Source organism: Microbulbifer taiwanensis (genome assembly GCF_014904815.1).
In the GTDB taxonomy this organism is placed as follows: domain Bacteria; phylum Pseudomonadota; class Gammaproteobacteria; order Pseudomonadales; family Cellvibrionaceae; genus Microbulbifer; species Microbulbifer taiwanensis.
Genome location: NZ_JACZFR010000026.1, coordinates 155,300 through 170,999 on the forward strand (window position 1 = coordinate 155,300; position 15,700 = coordinate 170,999).

Genomic DNA, 15,700 nt, shown 5'->3' on the forward strand with positions numbered 1-15,700 from the left:
ATGAAGGGCGGATAATAACCTTTTCGCGGCTGGGGTTGTATGGGCGGGAATGGAGCGCCCCGTAGGAGCGGCGGGGCGGCCATCCGCCCATGGCCGCGATCGCACTCCCGGAGGCCTCAGGACTATTCCGCTGGCGGCAGGGTCTGAAACATTGTTACCCGGACCTGGCATTGATCGCGGCCACGGGCCGCTCCTACAAGAATCCCCTGCCCGCGGCCAGTTCGCCGAGCAGTTGGCGGTAGTCATCGGCCAGATTGGTCCAGCCGAGATGGGACACATCCGGCACCTTGAGCTTCTTACCGCGCTCGACTCTGTCGGCGCACTGGAGCATGGCCCGGCTCAAGTTGGCTGCACAGGATTCGACGTCTTCCGGAAAGTGGTAGCCGACGCGGCCGAACCATTCCGGATAGGCGAGATTATCCGGTACCAGCGGCTGGCAGCCGGCGGCCACCGCTTCCAGCACCGCCAGGCCCTGGAAGTCGTGGCGCGCGGTGGACAGCACGGCATGGCTCCGAGCCAGCAACTGTCGGTAGCCCGCCGCCTGAATCTGGTAGCCCCAGGCTCCCAGGGCGTCGTGCTTTTGCAGCAGCTTGTGGATCTGGGCGAATTCCGGCGGCCGGCGGCGGAATTGCTGGCCGACAAGATGCAGGGTAAAGGGTCGCTTGTGCTGAGCGAAGCGACGCAGCGCGGCCAGCAGGATATCCGGCCCCTTGTCGTACTCCCAGCGGTGGTTCCAGATAAAGGTTGGCCTGGAGGGACGCTCGTGCGGCCCGGATAAGGCCTCCTCCTCCAGGGGCACCGGCAGGATACAGGACTTGCGCTCTATCTCGTCGCAGAGTCCCGGCGGCACGCAATCCGGGAAGCGCTTCAGCAGCTCCGTTGCGCCCTCGAGTAGTGTGCGGCGGTTGAAATCGGAATTGAACAACAGCAGGTCACCGGCGAGCGCGGTGTAGATATTCAGCAGTTGCGGCTCCACCGACTGGAAGGCGTCTTCGCTGACGGGGTAGGCGAACTGGTTCTCGTGGAAATAAATGGCGGTCGGCACCGACGCAATCTGTGGCACCAGGCCGCGCAGGGCGGCCAGGTCGGTCATAGAAGTGGCGACTATCAGGTCCCAGGGCTGGCGCAATGTTTCCGCCGCCTCCCCCCTGCCCCAGCTCAGGCTGTTGCCGCGGATACGCCAGCTGAAATAGCGCGGCGGCAATGTGAGCTGCGTCCACTGCCATTCTGGAATTGCGGCGACCAGACCGCGGCGCCAGCGTTTGTGGCTGTCTGCGTCGTAGGCGGAGAGGAGCAATACCTTCAACGTCTGACTATCTCTAAGAATGGGGACCCTACGGCATCAATCGCCATCAATCAAAAGTGCGCACATTGGTCAGTCGCGCAAACAGGCTGGAGGTATCCCAGCGACCGCCGCCCAACGCCTGCACCTCGCTGTAGAACTGGTCCACCAGCGCGGTGACCGGCAACAGGGCACCGTTGCGCTGGGCTTCGCTCAACACTATGGCCAGGTCCTTGCGCATCCAGTCCACCGCAAAACCGTGTTCATACTCGCCGGCGAGCATGGTCTTGTAGCGGTTCTCCATCTGCCAGCTCTGCGCCGCCCCCTTGGAGATGACGTCGACTACCTGCCCGGCATCCAGGCCGGCGGCTTTCGCGAAATGCAGCCCTTCGGCCAATCCCTGTACCAGGCCGGCAATACAGACCTGGTTGACCATCTTGCACAGCTGGCCGCTGCCCACAGGACCCAACAGGTTGACGGCGCGCGCATAGCAATCGACCAGGGGCCTGGCCTGCTCATAGTCCGCCTCTTCGCCGCCCACCATCACTGTCAGGGCTCCGTTTTCGGCGCCCGCCTGGCCACCGGATACCGGCGCATCCAGGAAGCCGATGCCCTTTTCGCGGCCGAGTGCGGCCAGTTCCCGCGCCACATCGGCGGAGGCGGTGGTGTGGTCGACGAACAGGCTTCCGGCTTCCATACCGGCGAAGGCGCCCTGCGGGCCTGTCACCACCTGGCGCAGGTCGTCGTCATTGCCCACGCAGGCGAATACGATTTCCGCTCCGCGCGCCGCTTCCGCCGGGGTCGCACAGGCCTCACCGGAATAATCCCCCAGCCACTGCTGCGCGCGGCTGGCGGTGCGGTTGTAGACCCGCACCGAGTGGCCGGCTTTCGCCAGGTAGCCAGCCATCGGGTAACCCATAACCCCGAGACCGAGAAATGCGACTGTTGCCATTGCGGTTTACCCCCAGATCATCCAGATAAGCGCCGCACCCAGCAGCAGGCGGTAGATCGCGAAGGGTGCCATGCCGATGCGGCTGATAAATTGCAGGAAAAAGTGAATACACAGGTAGGCACTGATACAGGACAGAAGAGTGCCCAGCAGTATGTCATCCCAGGGCACCGACTCCAGCGACAACAGGTCGAAGGTCAACAGCATGGCACTGAGCGCAATCACCGGGATGGACATCAGGAAAGAAAAGCGCGCGGCCGCCTCCCGCTGCATGCCCAGCATCAGGCCGGCGGTCATCGTAATACCGGAGCGGGAAGTTCCCGGGATCAGCGCTATGGCCTGGGCGGCGCCGATCAGCAGCGCCTTCTTCCAGTTGAGCTGTGCCAGTGTCTGGGTGCGCGCGCCGCGCACATCCGCCCACCACAGGAGAATGCCGAATCCGATAGTGGTGGCGGCAATCACGGCAGCAGAGCGCAGGTGAGTTTCGATAAAACCCTTGAAGGCGAGCCCCACCAGCCCGGCGGGGATAGTCGCCAGCACTATCAGCCAGGCCAGGCGCCCCTCGTCGGTGAATTGCCTGTTCACCAGGCCACCGAGGCCATCGCGCAACAGGCCCCAGATGTCCTGGCGAAAATAGACCACCACCGCGATCAGCGAACCGAAGTGAACCGCCACGTCGAACGCCAGTCCCTGGTCCGGCCAGCCGAGCACCTCTTTGGGCAAAATCAGGTGCGCAGAGCTGGAGATGGGCAGGAATTCGGTCAGGCCCTGGACCAGCGCCAGTATGACAATTTGAAATATTTCCATGGGATTGCCTGATTACTGCGAGCGGATTTTCTGTCGTTTTTGCCAGGTGACTTCATTGCGCAGGTACAGTGGCTCCAGCGCCTCTGCGGCAACAGTGGCACCGCTCTGCCACAGCGGTAGGGCCAGTTCGGCGATGTCCCGCGCGCGGATCGGGACCTCCAGGTCTCTTTCTTTTACCACCGCAGCAGCGGTTTCCGAGGGTGCTTCACCCTCTTGGAAGTAGTGCCAGCCGGGACCGGCTCCGTAGATTGACTGCGGCAGGCCGGAATCCCGTAGTTTTTCCACCACCTGCTCCGGGTTCTGCACCGCCTCAGGCAACAGGCTGTCGCTGGGCGTATCCGCCCCATAGACACCCCAGTAGACCTGCTGCATACGCGCGTCCAGCATGGCGACTATGGGTGCCCCTTCCCATGACGGGTGCAGTTTGCGCGCGCCGGCAGCCATGGCGGCGAGACTGGATACCGGCACTACCGGCTTGTCGGCGGCAAAGGCCAGCCCCTGGGTGCAGCTGATGGCGATACGCAACCCGGTAAAGGAGCCGGGGCCGCGGCTGACCGCCAGCGCGTCCAGTTGGGCGAGTTTGAGGCCCGCATCCGCCAGTACCCGATCGACCATGGGCAGCAGGCGGCGGGTGTGGTCCCGCTCCGCCCGCACGAACTGCTCACTGGTCTGGCCGTCGCAATAGAGGGCCACGGAACAGGCTCCGGATGTGGTGTCCAGGGCGAGAATCTTCACAATACTCTCAGATCTGAATTTGGGGGGCGAATTGTGGCACGGTCGCCTCGGCGAGTCATGTGCAACGGCGACAGCCGTCCAAAACGAGACAAAACGGCAGTGACTGCCGTTTGCACAGCCGAAGGCTGCCCGAAGGGTGAGGGCCATGGATGGCCCGAATAACAAAACGGCTAGGACTGCCGCTTGCACAGCCGAAGGCTGCCCGAAGGGTGAGGGCCATGGATGGCCCGAATGACAAAACGGCTAGGACTGCCGCTTGCACAGCCGAAGGCTGCCCGAAGGGTGAGGGCCATGGATGGCCCGAATGACAAAACGGCTAGGACTTCCGCTTGCACAGCCGAAGGCTGCCCGAAGGGTGAGGGCCATGGATGGCCCGAATGAATACTCCGGCAAAGCCGTAACGCTGCTCACTTAACGGTTTGGGTGGCGGTGACGCTACCGGGTACCGCTTTGTGAGACACGCCGTGAACCCATCCCTGGGGGCCTTTAATCGCCATCATGGCTCATAAAGTCTCACAAAGCGGTACCCGGCATCGCCACCTTCACAGAAACTGCAGTTAAGTGAGCTTCATTACGGCAAAGCCGGGGAATATCAAAAGGTGCCACCCGATCCGGGTGGCACCTGGCGCAGGCCGTCAGGACTTCTTAGGCGGGCGACCGCGGCGGGTAGCCTTCTTCGGTGGGCGGCCTCGGCGGGCGGTAGTCTTCTTGGCTGCCTTCTTCTTCGCGGCCGCCTTTTTCGGGCGACCGGCTTTCTTCGCAGGCGCCTTCTTCACCGCTTTTTTCTTGGTGACCTTTTTCTTTGCGGCCTTCTTCGCCGCTTTCTTGGCCTCCGCCTTTGCTTTGGCCGCAGCCTTTTTCTCTAGCACCTTGGCCTTGGCGGCGGCCTTCTTGGCCGCAGACTTGACCTTGGCCTCCGCTTTCTTTTCCGCCGCTTTTATCTTCTTGGTATCCGCCTTGCTACGCACCTTCTTCCAGCGGCTCTCAAATGCCTTGAGCGCCGCGGCGAGATCTTTCTCCGCCTTGGAGGAAAGGCTGTCAGCCATTTCGGTGACTTTTTGCTTGGCCGCCTCTTCGGCCTGGCGCACAGCATCCATCGCCTTGGCCTTGGCCAGCTCCACCTTCGCGGCCGCCACTTTGGCGCGCAAATCCTTCGCCTTGGCGTTGGCACTGGTCAGTGATTTTTTCGCGGCCGCAGTACTGCTTTTCTGCACCCGGGCCCGCGCCTTGGCAACGCGATCCAGTTGCGCATCCAGCGACTTGGTCGCCGTATCCACCGCCTTCTGCGTCTTGGTGACTACCGGCGATACCGCGGCCGGAGCTTTTGCTCGCACAGCGCGCTTGGCCCGCGCTTTCTTTTTCGCTACTCGTGCCATCCCTTGTCTCCTCTCTCTATATAAGAAGAAGTACATCCAAAAGTGTGCTGGCAAATATTGCCGTTTTGCTGCCGAATACCGCCCCCGCACAGGCGGGCTTTACAGGCAGAGTTTGCTGATTTCACAGCGAGCCGCACCGATTTAATCGCTGCAACTGTATCTAAGTTAATAAAAATAACCCGCTTTGCAAGAAAAAAGGACAAAAATGAGAAGCTTTTTATTAAAAAAGCTGGTTTTTTGTCGATTCAACCTGGGAATTCAATTGTGAACAGGGCTGATTTCAAAAATTCTGTACCTTCTGGGTCAATGATGGCATCGCGCGGGAAGTTTCTCCGCGACGATGGAAGCAAGAGCTTCGATATGATCGCGGCGCAGATTAAGCGCGGGAATATATCGATACTCTTTGCCTCCCGCCTGAAGGAAGTTAGCGCGATTCTCTACCGATATTTCCTCCAGCGTCTCCAGACAATCCGCTGAAAATGCCGGACAGATTACATCGACACTGGCTACGCCGCTCTCACCCCATTCGACAAGTGTCTTATCGGTATAAGGCTGCAGCCACTCCGCTTTGCCAAAGCGGGACTGGAAGCTGGCCTGCCAACTGTCGCCACCCAGCCCCAGTTCCGCTGCCAGGCACTCCGCTGTTTCGCAACACTGGCGATAATAGGGATCTCCCTTGGTGACATTGGCTTTGGGGATACCGTGAAATGACATCAGCAGCTTTTCCGCTGCACCGCGTTTTTGCCAGTGCTCCCGTACCGAGTTCGCAAGGGCGCGAATATAGGCAGGGTGCCGATAATAATCCCGGATCACACTGATATCCGGTATATCGCGGCTGCGACGATAGATTTGCGCCACCTGATCGTATATTGCGGCCGAAGTGGTTGCCGAATATTGTGGGTAGAGAGGAAAAACAATAAAGGATTCAAAACCTTGCCGGCGCAATCCGTCGATAACCGTCTCCAGGTTCGGCCTGCCGTAAGTCACCGCGTAGGTGACGGTAACATCCGCCCGCCGCTCCCCCAGGTACTCCTGCAACAGTTCCGCCTGGCGACGGGTGTAGTAGAGCAGTGGCGAACCTTCAACCGGAGCGCCGTCGGCGCTGCGATTCCATATGGCGGCATAGTCCGGTGCAATGCGCCGCGGCCGCAGCGGCAAAACCAGGCCGTGTAAAATCGCCAGCCAGAGAGGGCGGGGAATCTCCACCACGCGCGGATCTGAAAGAAAGTCGCGCAGAAAACTTCTCACCGCCGACGCGGTAGGCTCCGCCGGCGTACCCAGGTTCATCAGGATTACGGCTGTGGACATACTTGGACCTGCAGTAAATGGAACTTGGAGATATTAACGGCTTCCGCCCTGCAAACCCACCGGAGCTGACTGGGGTGGCACTTGCAGACACAAAAAAGGCCCCCGTCTGGGAGCCTTATTGTGCGATTGGGCAGTGGCCGGATCAGCTCAGGGCTGCAAAAACCTTTTCACGGATATCATCCATGGAACCGATACCCATCACCTTGCTGTATTTCGGTGCGGATTCCGGCGAGCGCTCAGCCAGTTCGCGGTAAAAACCGACCAGGGGCTCTGTCTGCTCGTGGTAGACCGACAGGCGGTTGCGCACTGTCTCCTCGGTGTCGTCGCCGCGCTGCACCAGTGCCTCGCCGGTGACGTCATCCACACCCTCTTCCCTGGGCGGATTGTAAACGACGTGGTAAACGCGACCGGATCCCTCGTGAACCCGGCGACCGGACAGGCGCTTGACGATCTCTTCGTCATCCACGGCAATTTCCAGCACGTGATCGATGGCGATATCCGCGTCCAGCAGCGCCTGAGCCTGGGGAATGGTGCGCGGGAAGCCGTCAAACAGAAATCCATTGGCGCAGTCCGACTCGGCAATGCGCTCTTTTACCAGGGCGATGATCAGGTCGTCGGAAACCAGTTTGCCCGCGGCCATGATGTCCTTGGCCTGCAGCCCCAGCGGGGTACCCGCCTTCACGGCGGCGCGCAGCATATCACCGGTGGAGATCTGCGGAATGCCGAACTTCTCTGTAATGAACTGGGCCTGAGTGCCTTTGCCGGCCCCCGGCGCCCCCAAGAGAATGATTCGCATAGTCAGTTTGCCTCCCCAATGATATCGGCGGATCGACGCCACCAGGCCAATGCCCGGGGCGCCAAAAGAGCGCTACCTTACACGCTGGCCCACTATTGGGCAAGGCAGAGGGGCCGCGGCCTGGGGGCACAATCCTGTAGCAAAACTACCGGGCTAAACTTGCCTGGGTAGCTGACGAAATTCTGACCAGGGGATGACTGCCGATGAAAATCACCATCTACAACGCCCACCCCTATGACAAACTGTACTTCGATCGCTTCAACCGCCAGTTCGGTCACGAACTGCAATATATTGACACCCACCTGGACGAAACCACCCTGCCGCTGTGCAATCCGACCCCGGTGATCTGCATCTTTGTCAATGATCCGGTACAGAAACCACTGCTGAAGCAGATGCGGGCACAGGGCATAAAAATGATTGCGTTGCGCTCTGCCGGATTCAATCACGTGGACATCCGCGCTGCCAACGAACTGGATATACTGGTGGCCAATGTACCCGGTTACTCCCCCTATGCGGTGGCCGAGCACGCGGTGGGAATGATTCTGTGCCTGATCCGCCGCCTGCTGCGCGCCCACGCGCGGGTACGGGAGGGCAACTTCTCCCTGGACGGGCTGATGGGGTTCGATCTGCACGGCAAAACCGTGGGTATTGTGGGTACGGGCAAGATAGGAGAGGCCTTCGCAAATATCATGCAGGGCTTCGGCTGTCGGCTGCTGGGGCTCGATCCAGTGGAAAATCCCCGCTGCAGTAAGCTGGGCTTGCTGTATGTGTCGCTGGAGACCCTTTGTCGCCAATCAGACATCATTTCCCTGCACTGCCCGCTGCTGCCGGAAACGCAGTACCTGATCGACGATGCGGCCATCGCCGAAATGCGCGACGGCATCTGCCTGATCAATACCTCGCGCGGCGCGGTGATCGATACGGCAGCCGCTATCCGCGCGCTCAAGTCCGGGAAAATCGGCTACCTGGGGCTCGATGTCTACGAGGAGGAAGAGGACCTGTTCTTCGAGGATCGCTCGGAGACGGTGCTGGATGACGATATCTTCGCGCGCCTGCTGACATTCAACAATGTGCTGATCACAGGCCACCAGGGCTACTTTACCCGCGAGGCGATCACCAATATTGCCAAGACGACGCTGGAGAATGTAACGGAGTTCGAGGAGAAGGGGCGTTGCGGCAACCAGTTGATTGCGCCGGGCTGAAGATTGGTCGGTGGTGAGCTTAAGGAGAGAGGAGTGGAGCCAAGCGCAATCCTCCACCGGCCACCGATCACCCCCCCTCACCACTCTTGACCCTGTCCCAGAGCTTATCCAGCTCTTCCAGGCTCGCGTCCGCCGGCCGGCGCCCCTGTCGTATTAACTCGGCCTCCACCCCGTTGAAGCGGCGCTCGAACTTGCGGTTACAGTCCCGCAGGGCGCTTTCCGGATCCACTTTCAGGTGGCGGGCGGCGTTGACGCAGGAAAAGATCAGGTCGCCCAGCTCCTCGCGGGCCTGCTCCAGGCTGCCCGCCTCTACCGCCTCGCGCAGCTCGGCGATCTCCTCCTCGATCTTGTCCAGCACGCCGCCGATACTCGGCCAGTCGAAGCCCACGCGGGAGGCGCGCTTTTGCAGTTTGGCGGCCCGGGTCAGCGCCGGCAGCCCACGGGCCACGCCATCCAGTGCACCAGCCTCTCCTTTGGCGCCGCGCTCGGCGGCCTTGATCGCCTCCCAGTTCTGTTTGACCTGGGCCTCGTCGATTGCGTCAGTGCACGTCTCACCATCCAGGGCGCCATGCAGGTCGCCGCTGGGAAACACATGCGGGTGGCGGCGCAGCAGTTTGCGCACCAGGGTATCGACAATTCGGGAAAAATCGAAATGCCCCTCTTCTTTGCCCAGCTGGGCATAGAAGATGACCTGGAACAGCAGATCGCCGAGCTCCTCATTCAGGTGCTCGAAATCCTCCGCCTCTATCGCCTCGGCCACCTCGTAGGCCTCTTCGATGGTGGACGGCACTATGGTGGCGAAACTCTGCTTCAGGTCCCAGGGGCAGCCACCATCGGGGTTGCGCAGCTGGGCCATCAATTGGAGCAGGTCTTCGACGGTGTACTGACTATCTTGCACGTTATTTCCCTTTCCGCATTCCGCATTCCGCATTCCGCATTCCGCATTCCGCATTCCGCATTCCGCATTTAGTGCAGTATCCGCCGCTTGGCCGATGCCACATTTGGCAGCTGGTTGATGCGGTGCAGCACGCGGGAGAGTTCCTCGAAGTTGTGGATCTCCGCGGTCAGCACCATATCCACCGTGTGTTTGTGCTTGTTGGAACTGGTCTGCATGGCGGTGATATTGATGCGCTGGCTGTCGAGCATGGTGGTGATGTCACGCAGCAGGCCGTGGCGATCATAGGCCTCTATCATGATTTCAACTGCGTAGAGTTCCTTGGGCTTTTCCGCCCACTCCACCTGCAGCACCCGCTCGTGTTCCTCCGCCTGCATACGCAGCATATTGGCGCAGTCCTTGCGGTGAATGGAAACGCCGCGACCGAGAGTGATATAGCCCATGATCTCGTCGCCGGGCACCGGGTTGCAGCAGCGGGCGATATGGGTCATCAGGTTGCCGACGCCGTCGATGTATACATCCGCCTTGCCCTCGCCCCGTGCCACCGAGGCGGTCAGGGAGGGGACCGGCTCCACCCGATCCACCTTGACCATGCGCTGGGCCGCATTGAGGACCTGCCCCACGCCGATGTCGCCGGCGCCGACGGCCGCGTAGAGGTCGTCCAGTGAATGCATGTTCAGTTTCGCTGCCAGCTTTTCAAAATCGAAGTCGTTCAGCGCCAGCTGCTTGAACTCGCCATCGAGAATACTGCGGCCGTCGGCGATGTTCTGGTCGCGGGCCTGCTGCTTGAACCAGTGAATTACCTTGGCGCGGGCGCGGGAGCTGGTGATATAGCCCATGCCGGAGGACAGCCAGTCGCGGCTGGGCGCTTCGCGCTTGCCGGTGAGAATTTCCACCTGATTGGCGGTCTGCAGTTCGTGATTCAGCGGCACTATGCGACCGTCTACCTTGGCACCGCGGCAGCGGTGGCCGATTTCGGTGTGGATTTTGTAGGCAAAATCCAGCGGCGTGGCGCCGCGGGGCAGGTCGACAACATGGCCGTCCGGCGTAAACACATAGATGCGCGTATCGACGTCGCTGGACTGCAGGTCGTCCTGCAGCGGATTGCCACCCACCTCCTCGTGCCAGTCGAGCACCTGGCGGAGCCAGGAGATCTTCTGCTCGTAGCCATCCACCCCTTCCGCCTGCCCGCCGGATTTTGCGTCGGTGCCCTTGTAACGCCAGTGGGCACAGACACCATATTCGGCCTCCTCGTGCATGGCGAAAGTGCGGATCTGCACCTCCAGCACCTTGCGCTCCGGGCCTATTACCGCGGTGTGCAGGGATCGGTAGCCGTTCTCCTTGGGCGAGGCGATGTAATCATCGAATTCGTTGGGGATATTGCGCCACAGGTTGTGCACTATGCCGAGCACCGCATAACAGTCGCGCACCGTGGGCACCAGTATGCGCACCGCGCGGATATCGTAAACCTGGGAAAAACCAATATTCTTGCGGCGCATCTTGCGCCAGATACTGTAGATATGTTTTGCGCGACCGAAGATGTCGCCGGCAATATCCGCGCGCGACAGTTCGCCGCGCAGCAGTTCCAGCACCTCGTCGATATATTTCTGCCGCGCCAGGCGCTTTTCGTCCAGCAGCCGGGCTATCTGTTTGTAATCACCCGGCTCCAGGTAGCGGAAGGACAGGTCTTCCAGCTCCCACTTGATATGGCCGATACCGAGTCGATGCGCCAGGGGCGCATAGACGTCGGCCACCTCGCGTGCAACTCTCTTCCGCTTGGCCGGCTCGGCATTCTTCGCCGCGCGTATGGCACAGGTGCGTTCTGCCAGTTTGATCAGCGCCACGCGCACATCATCCACGAGCGCTACCAGCATACGGCGGATGTTTTCCGAATGCTCCTCCACTGCAACACTCTGGCGCTCATCGCCGGTGTCAGCACTGCGGCTGCGGATGGCGGCCATGCGCAATACGCCGCGAATCAGCTTGGCCACTCTTTTACCGAATTCATCTTCGACGGTCTTCAGCGGCAGGCGTTTTTCCCGCACCGCGCGATAGAGTACTGCGGCTGTGAGGGCCTCGGCATCTATCTGCAGGTCGGCGAGAATTTCCGCCATTTCCAGGCCGGTAGTGAAACTGCTGGCACCTTCGGTCCAGATATTTTCGGCGGCGATAGCCTGCTTCTCTGCCTCGGCACTCATTTCGGCGGCGCGACGCAGGGTTACCAGGGCGCCACCGTCAAGGCCCGCCAGGGTCTGGACATGGCGCAGCCAGGACTCCAGATCCAGTTCACCGTCACCGCCGACAGAGTGGTGCTTTCTTACTTGAACCATTGATTGTCTACGTCTTTTGATCGAACAGGCCGGAGGACAGGTAGCGATCTCCCCGATCGCAGACGATGGCGACGATGGTCGCGTTCTCCAGTTCCGCCGACAATCGCAGGGCACCGGCCACGGCGCCGCCGGAGGAGACACCACAGAAGATACCCTCTTCCCGCGCCAGCCTGCGCGTCATTTCCTCCGCCTCGCGCTGGTCCATATCCATCACCCGGTCAACCTCCTCGGGCACGAAGATCTTCGGCAGGTAGGCCTCCGGCCAGCGGCGGATTCCGGGAATACTGGAGCCCTCGGTGGGCTGCAGGCCGACGACTTGTATCTGTGGGTTCTGCTGCTTCAGGTAGCGGCCGCAGCCCATGATGGTGCCGGTGGTGCCCATGGAGGACACGAAATGGGTAATGCGACCGTCGGTCTGGCGCCAGATCTCCGGGCCAGTGCCCTCGAAGTGGGCGCGCGGGTTGTCGCCGTTGGCGAACTGGTTCAGCACCAGGCCGCGACCTTCGGCCTGCATCTGCAGGGCCAGGTCCCGCGCGCCCTCCATGCCCTCTTCCGCGCTGACCAGTATCAACTCGGCGCCGTAGGCAGTCATGGCGGCCTTGCGCTCGTCAGTGGCGCTCTCGGGCATGATCAGAATCATGCGATAACCCTTGATGGCGGCCGCCATGGCCAGGGCTATGCCGGTATTGCCGCTGGTGGCCTCGATCAGCGTGTCGCCGGGCGCTATCTGACCACGGGCCTCGGCGCGGCCGATCATCGACAGCGCCGGGCGATCCTTGACCGAACCGGCCGGATTGTTCCCCTCCAGCTTGAGCAGGATGGTGTTGCTGGTACTGCCCTGCAGGCGCTGCAGCCGCACCAGCGGCGTGTTGCCTACGCAGTCGGCAATGGTGGGGTAATCCATAGTCGGTCCGGTATCGGGTACATAGAGGAGCGCCATTCTACCCGCCAGGCCCGGGCCTGCGAACCTCGGGCATATACCTATTCGTTAGTGCGATATTCTGCCGGGCCCGGATAATTCACCGCGTTGCTGTGGCTCCCCGATGCAAAATCTGGACAGTAAGAGTAGAATCGGACAAAAATAGACCAAATAAGCTTCTCTTGACCATGGCCGCATCCAAGCTTCCCCAACCGGCACAGGATTCGCCGCCCCGCCTGCGCTCCCTGCGCGCGATACTCTTTCGCTTTACCCTGGCGCCGGCACTGGTACTGGCCTTGATCCTCGGCGTGGTGTTCACGCTGCAGCAGATGCACGACCGCCGCCAGCTACTGCTCAACCACGGCCGCGCCAGTGCGGAGCAGCTGGCGGAGCTGATCGAACTGAGCGGCGGCCAGCCCACTGAGCTGCGCATGGAGTGGCTGCACCGCAGCCTGCTCACCCTGATGCTGGAAAAAGACATGGTGCGCTCGGTGCAGATTTACTCTACCGAAGCCGGCCAGGGCAAGCCGCTGGACCCAGCCACCGGCCTGCGACTGCTGGCCGGCGTGGGGCCGCGACCGCGGGTTCCGATCAGTACCGGCGACATCGAGGGCCCCGAAGCCTTTGTTTTCGAGAATGACGAAAGCCTGCAGATACTCCAACCTCTCAAGGGGAACCCCCAGCACTGCTGGATCGCCATCGAGCTGCACCGCCCCTACTTCCTCGTCGGCACTTACCAGGTCGTTCTGATCGGGCTGCTGGGGCTGATCATCTGTACTCTGGCGGCGCTGGTTTGGTCGGTTTTCCTGTCTGAACGTTTTGCCCACAGTCTTATACGACTGGGCCAGGCCCTGGAAGCCATAGGCCGCGGTCAGTTCGACAGGCGGGCGGAGGAAACCGACAACCGGGAACTGAACCGGCTCGCGGGGCAGGTCAACGAGATGGCGGACAACCTCTCCAGCTACCAGCGGGAGTACAAGGCCAACCTGCTGCAATCGATGGAGGACCTGCGCCAGTCCCTCGATAGTATGGAAGAGCAGAACATCGAGCTGGATCTGGCGCGCAAGAAGGCGCTGGAGGCGAGCCGTATCAAGTCCACCTTCCTCGCCAATACCAGCCACGAAATCCGCACGCCGCTGAACGGTATCATCGGTTTCACCAACCTGTTGCTGAAGACGGATATCGACGAGCTGCAACAGGATTACCTGCAGACCATTCTGCGCTCATCGGAAAACCTGCTGACCACCATCAACGACATACTGGATTTCTCCCGTATCGAATCCGGCAACCTGGTGCTCGACCATATCCCGATGAACCTGGGCCAGCTGCTGGAGGAGACACTGCAGATACTGGCGCCCTTTGCCTATGAGCAGAAACTGGAACTGGTGCCGCTGATCGATGCCCAGCTGCCGGGCACCCTGGTGGGCGACCCGCTGCGCATCAAGCAGATACTGACCAATCTGGTCGGCAACGCGGTGCGCAGCTCCGAGGACGGCAATATCCCGGTGCGCATGAGCGTACAGAGCAGCAAGGACTCGGAGCTGATGATCCGCATCAGCGTTACTGATCTCGGTAATCGCATCGACGAGCCGAGCCGCCGGGAGCTGCACCAGTTGCTCGTCAGCAAAACCCAGCAACAGAACCAGCAGATCAGCAGCAATGGCCTGGGCCTGGCCATAGCCCGCAGCCTGGTGGAACGCATGCGCGGCAACATCGGTATCGACGAAGCTGCCGGTGGCGGTAGCACCTATTGGGTGCTGTTGCCGCTGCTGCTGGAGCGCAACCGCTCCACGCCCGTGCGCGAACAGTTCCCCGGCTGCCGCCTGTTGATCGCCGACCCGAACCGCATGACACGCACCCAGGTGGCACAGCTGCTCAAGCAGTGGCAGGTGGAACCCATCGAGCTGTCGGATTCCGACACGCTGCAACCGGCCATCGAGCAGATGTGGCGTCACGACGCGCTGCCGGATGCAGTCATTATCGACACCGCTATTGCCAGCGCCGGCGGCAACAGCGACGCGGAGGATTTCGACGACTTTATCGGCACGGTGCAGTCACTGGTGGATACCTACCAGTGCCGCATCATAGTGCAGGGCTCGCCGGTAGAGATGCGTCGCTGCTACGAGCAGTTGCGCACCCGCGTGCTCACCTTCCTCAGCAAACCTGTCTCCCGCGATAACCTGCTGCGCGCCCTCAAACGAGCTGCGCCGCAACTGAGCCAGGGCCGCCCCAGCGGTATTCACCCGGCGCTGCCCTGGCCCGCCGTACCGCGGGTACTGGCGGTGGACGACCACGAGGCCAATCGTCTCCTGGTCAGCGAACTCCTGCGCGCCCAGGGTATAGAGGCCGTCATCGCCGCCAGCGGCACCGAAGCCCTGGAGCTGTGGCAGCAGGCCCGGGAGCGGGAAGCCGGTTTCGACCTGATCTTCATGGACATTCAGATGCCGGGCATGGATGGCATCGAGGCCACCCGGCTGATCCGTGAAAAAGAATCCGGTGCACAGGAATCCGGGCGACGTATTCCGATCATTGCGCTGACCGCCCACGCCGGTGCCGAAGAGAAGGCGCGGCTGCTGTCGGCTGGGCTCGACGACTACCTGAGCAAGCCGGTCAGCGAAGCGCAGCTCTCTCATATGATCAAGCGCTGGATGAAAATCCTGGCCCCGGCGATGCGGGAGAATCCCGGCCTGGAGCGCCTGCGCCTGGTGGATATCAGTGAGAGCCTGACGCTCAGCAACGGGGACGCCGCGCTGGCGCGGGACATGATGCAGATGCTGATCAAGAACCTGGCCTCCGATGAACGGGAATTGAAGCGCTTGAGCACTACCGGCGAGCACAAGGCCATGTTCGAGCTGGTGCACCGCATGCACGGCGGCTGCTGCTATTGCGGGGTGCCCCGCCTGCGCGAGGCAACCTGCCGACTGCAGGAAGAGTTGCGACCGCTACAGGAACGGGATTCGGGGAATATCAACAGCCAGAGTGTCGAGGCTGTAATGCGGGAGATTCGTGCACTGCGCGAGTGGGCCTCGGAGCAGGACCTGGATGTGCTGTTTGGACTGGAGGCCCTGGAAAAGGAAAGCTAGTGGGCCATGCGAAAAGCT

The 15,700-nt window shown here is 61.4% G+C and carries 12 protein-coding genes; 2 read left to right on the plus strand and 10 right to left on the minus strand.

Features of this window, described 5'->3' with window-relative positions:
- Window positions 1-193 precede the first annotated feature (193 nt).
- From IG627_RS10195 to adk, 7 genes are all read right to left on the minus strand, one after another.
- Window positions 194-1,306, minus strand: coding sequence for a tRNA-queuosine alpha-mannosyltransferase domain-containing protein (locus IG627_RS10195; RefSeq protein ID WP_193192246.1), 1,113 nt, complete (start codon window positions 1,304-1,306; stop codon window positions 194-196).
- A gap of 46 nt (window positions 1,307-1,352) precedes the next feature.
- A complete protein-coding gene (locus IG627_RS10200; RefSeq protein WP_193192247.1) occupies window positions 1,353-2,234 on the minus strand; it encodes an NAD(P)-dependent oxidoreductase in 882 nt (293 codons plus the stop codon).
- 6 nt (window positions 2,235-2,240) lie between these two features.
- The gene (locus IG627_RS10205; protein WP_193192248.1) at window positions 2,241-3,038 is read right to left on the minus strand and encodes an undecaprenyl-diphosphate phosphatase; all 798 of its coding nucleotides are present in this window, start codon (window positions 3,036-3,038) and stop codon (window positions 2,241-2,243) included.
- Window positions 3,039-3,050: 12 nt separating this feature from the next.
- Complete coding sequence (gene tsaB, locus IG627_RS10210; RefSeq protein ID WP_193192249.1) at window positions 3,051-3,773, minus strand: tRNA (adenosine(37)-N6)-threonylcarbamoyltransferase complex dimerization subunit type 1 TsaB; 723 nt, start codon at window positions 3,771-3,773, stop codon at window positions 3,051-3,053.
- Between the two features lie 635 nt (window positions 3,774-4,408).
- Complete coding sequence (locus tag IG627_RS10215) at window positions 4,409-5,239, minus strand: hypothetical protein (RefSeq protein WP_226864934.1); 831 nt, start codon at window positions 5,237-5,239, stop codon at window positions 4,409-4,411.
- A 213-nt stretch (window positions 5,240-5,452) separates the two neighbouring features.
- A complete protein-coding gene (gene hemH, locus IG627_RS10220; protein WP_193192250.1) occupies window positions 5,453-6,457 on the minus strand; it encodes a ferrochelatase in 1,005 nt (334 codons plus the stop codon).
- 142 nt (window positions 6,458-6,599) lie between these two features.
- The gene (gene adk / locus IG627_RS10225) at window positions 6,600-7,253 is read right to left on the minus strand and encodes an adenylate kinase (protein ID WP_193192251.1); all 654 of its coding nucleotides are present in this window, start codon (window positions 7,251-7,253) and stop codon (window positions 6,600-6,602) included.
- A 203-nt stretch (window positions 7,254-7,456) separates the two neighbouring features.
- Here adk and IG627_RS10230 point away from each other — a divergent pair, with 203 nt between their 5' ends.
- A complete protein-coding gene (locus IG627_RS10230) occupies window positions 7,457-8,455 on the plus strand; it encodes a 2-hydroxyacid dehydrogenase (RefSeq protein ID WP_193192252.1) in 999 nt (332 codons plus the stop codon).
- Between the two features lie 67 nt (window positions 8,456-8,522).
- Here IG627_RS10230 and mazG read toward each other — a convergent pair whose 3' ends face one another.
- The 3 genes from mazG to cysM all read right to left on the minus strand — a co-directional run bounded on the left by mazG (window position 8,523) and on the right by cysM (window position 12,584).
- Entirely contained in the window at window positions 8,523-9,353 is an 831-nt protein-coding gene (gene mazG, locus IG627_RS10235; protein WP_319024544.1) for a nucleoside triphosphate pyrophosphohydrolase, read from the minus strand.
- A 68-nt stretch (window positions 9,354-9,421) separates the two neighbouring features.
- Window positions 9,422-11,680, minus strand: a complete 2,259-nt coding sequence (relA, locus tag IG627_RS10240; protein WP_193192254.1) for a GTP diphosphokinase — start codon at window positions 11,678-11,680, stop codon at window positions 9,422-9,424.
- A gap of 7 nt (window positions 11,681-11,687) precedes the next feature.
- Window positions 11,688-12,584, minus strand: a complete 897-nt coding sequence (cysM, locus tag IG627_RS10245) for a cysteine synthase CysM (RefSeq protein ID WP_193192306.1) — start codon at window positions 12,582-12,584, stop codon at window positions 11,688-11,690.
- Between the two features lie 203 nt (window positions 12,585-12,787).
- Here cysM and IG627_RS10250 point away from each other — a divergent pair, with 203 nt between their 5' ends.
- Entirely contained in the window at window positions 12,788-15,682 is a 2,895-nt protein-coding gene (locus IG627_RS10250) for a response regulator (RefSeq protein WP_193192255.1), read from the plus strand.
- The last annotated feature ends 18 nt before the right edge of the window (window positions 15,683-15,700 follow it).

Bases quoted from the DNA above. Each gene is read 5' to 3' on its own strand.
- IG627_RS10230 (WP_193192252.1), top strand. From the start codon at position 7,457: ATGAAAATCACCATCTACAACGCCCACCCCTATGACAAACTGTACTTC.
- cysM (WP_193192306.1), bottom strand. From the start codon at position 12,584: ATGGATTACCCCACCATTGCCGACTGCGTAGGCAACACGCCGCTGGTG.
- adk (WP_193192251.1), bottom strand. From the start codon at position 7,253: ATGCGAATCATTCTCTTGGGGGCGCCGGGGGCCGGCAAAGGCACTCAG.
- IG627_RS10250 (WP_193192255.1), top strand. From the start codon at position 12,788: ATGGCCGCATCCAAGCTTCCCCAACCGGCACAGGATTCGCCGCCCCGC.
- hemH (WP_193192250.1), bottom strand. From the start codon at position 6,457: ATGTCCACAGCCGTAATCCTGATGAACCTGGGTACGCCGGCGGAGCCT.
- IG627_RS10205 (WP_193192248.1), bottom strand. From the start codon at position 3,038: ATGGAAATATTTCAAATTGTCATACTGGCGCTGGTCCAGGGCCTGACC.
- IG627_RS10200 (WP_193192247.1), bottom strand. From the start codon at position 2,234: ATGGCAACAGTCGCATTTCTCGGTCTCGGGGTTATGGGTTACCCGATG.
- relA (WP_193192254.1), bottom strand. From the start codon at position 11,680: ATGGTTCAAGTAAGAAAGCACCACTCTGTCGGCGGTGACGGTGAACTG.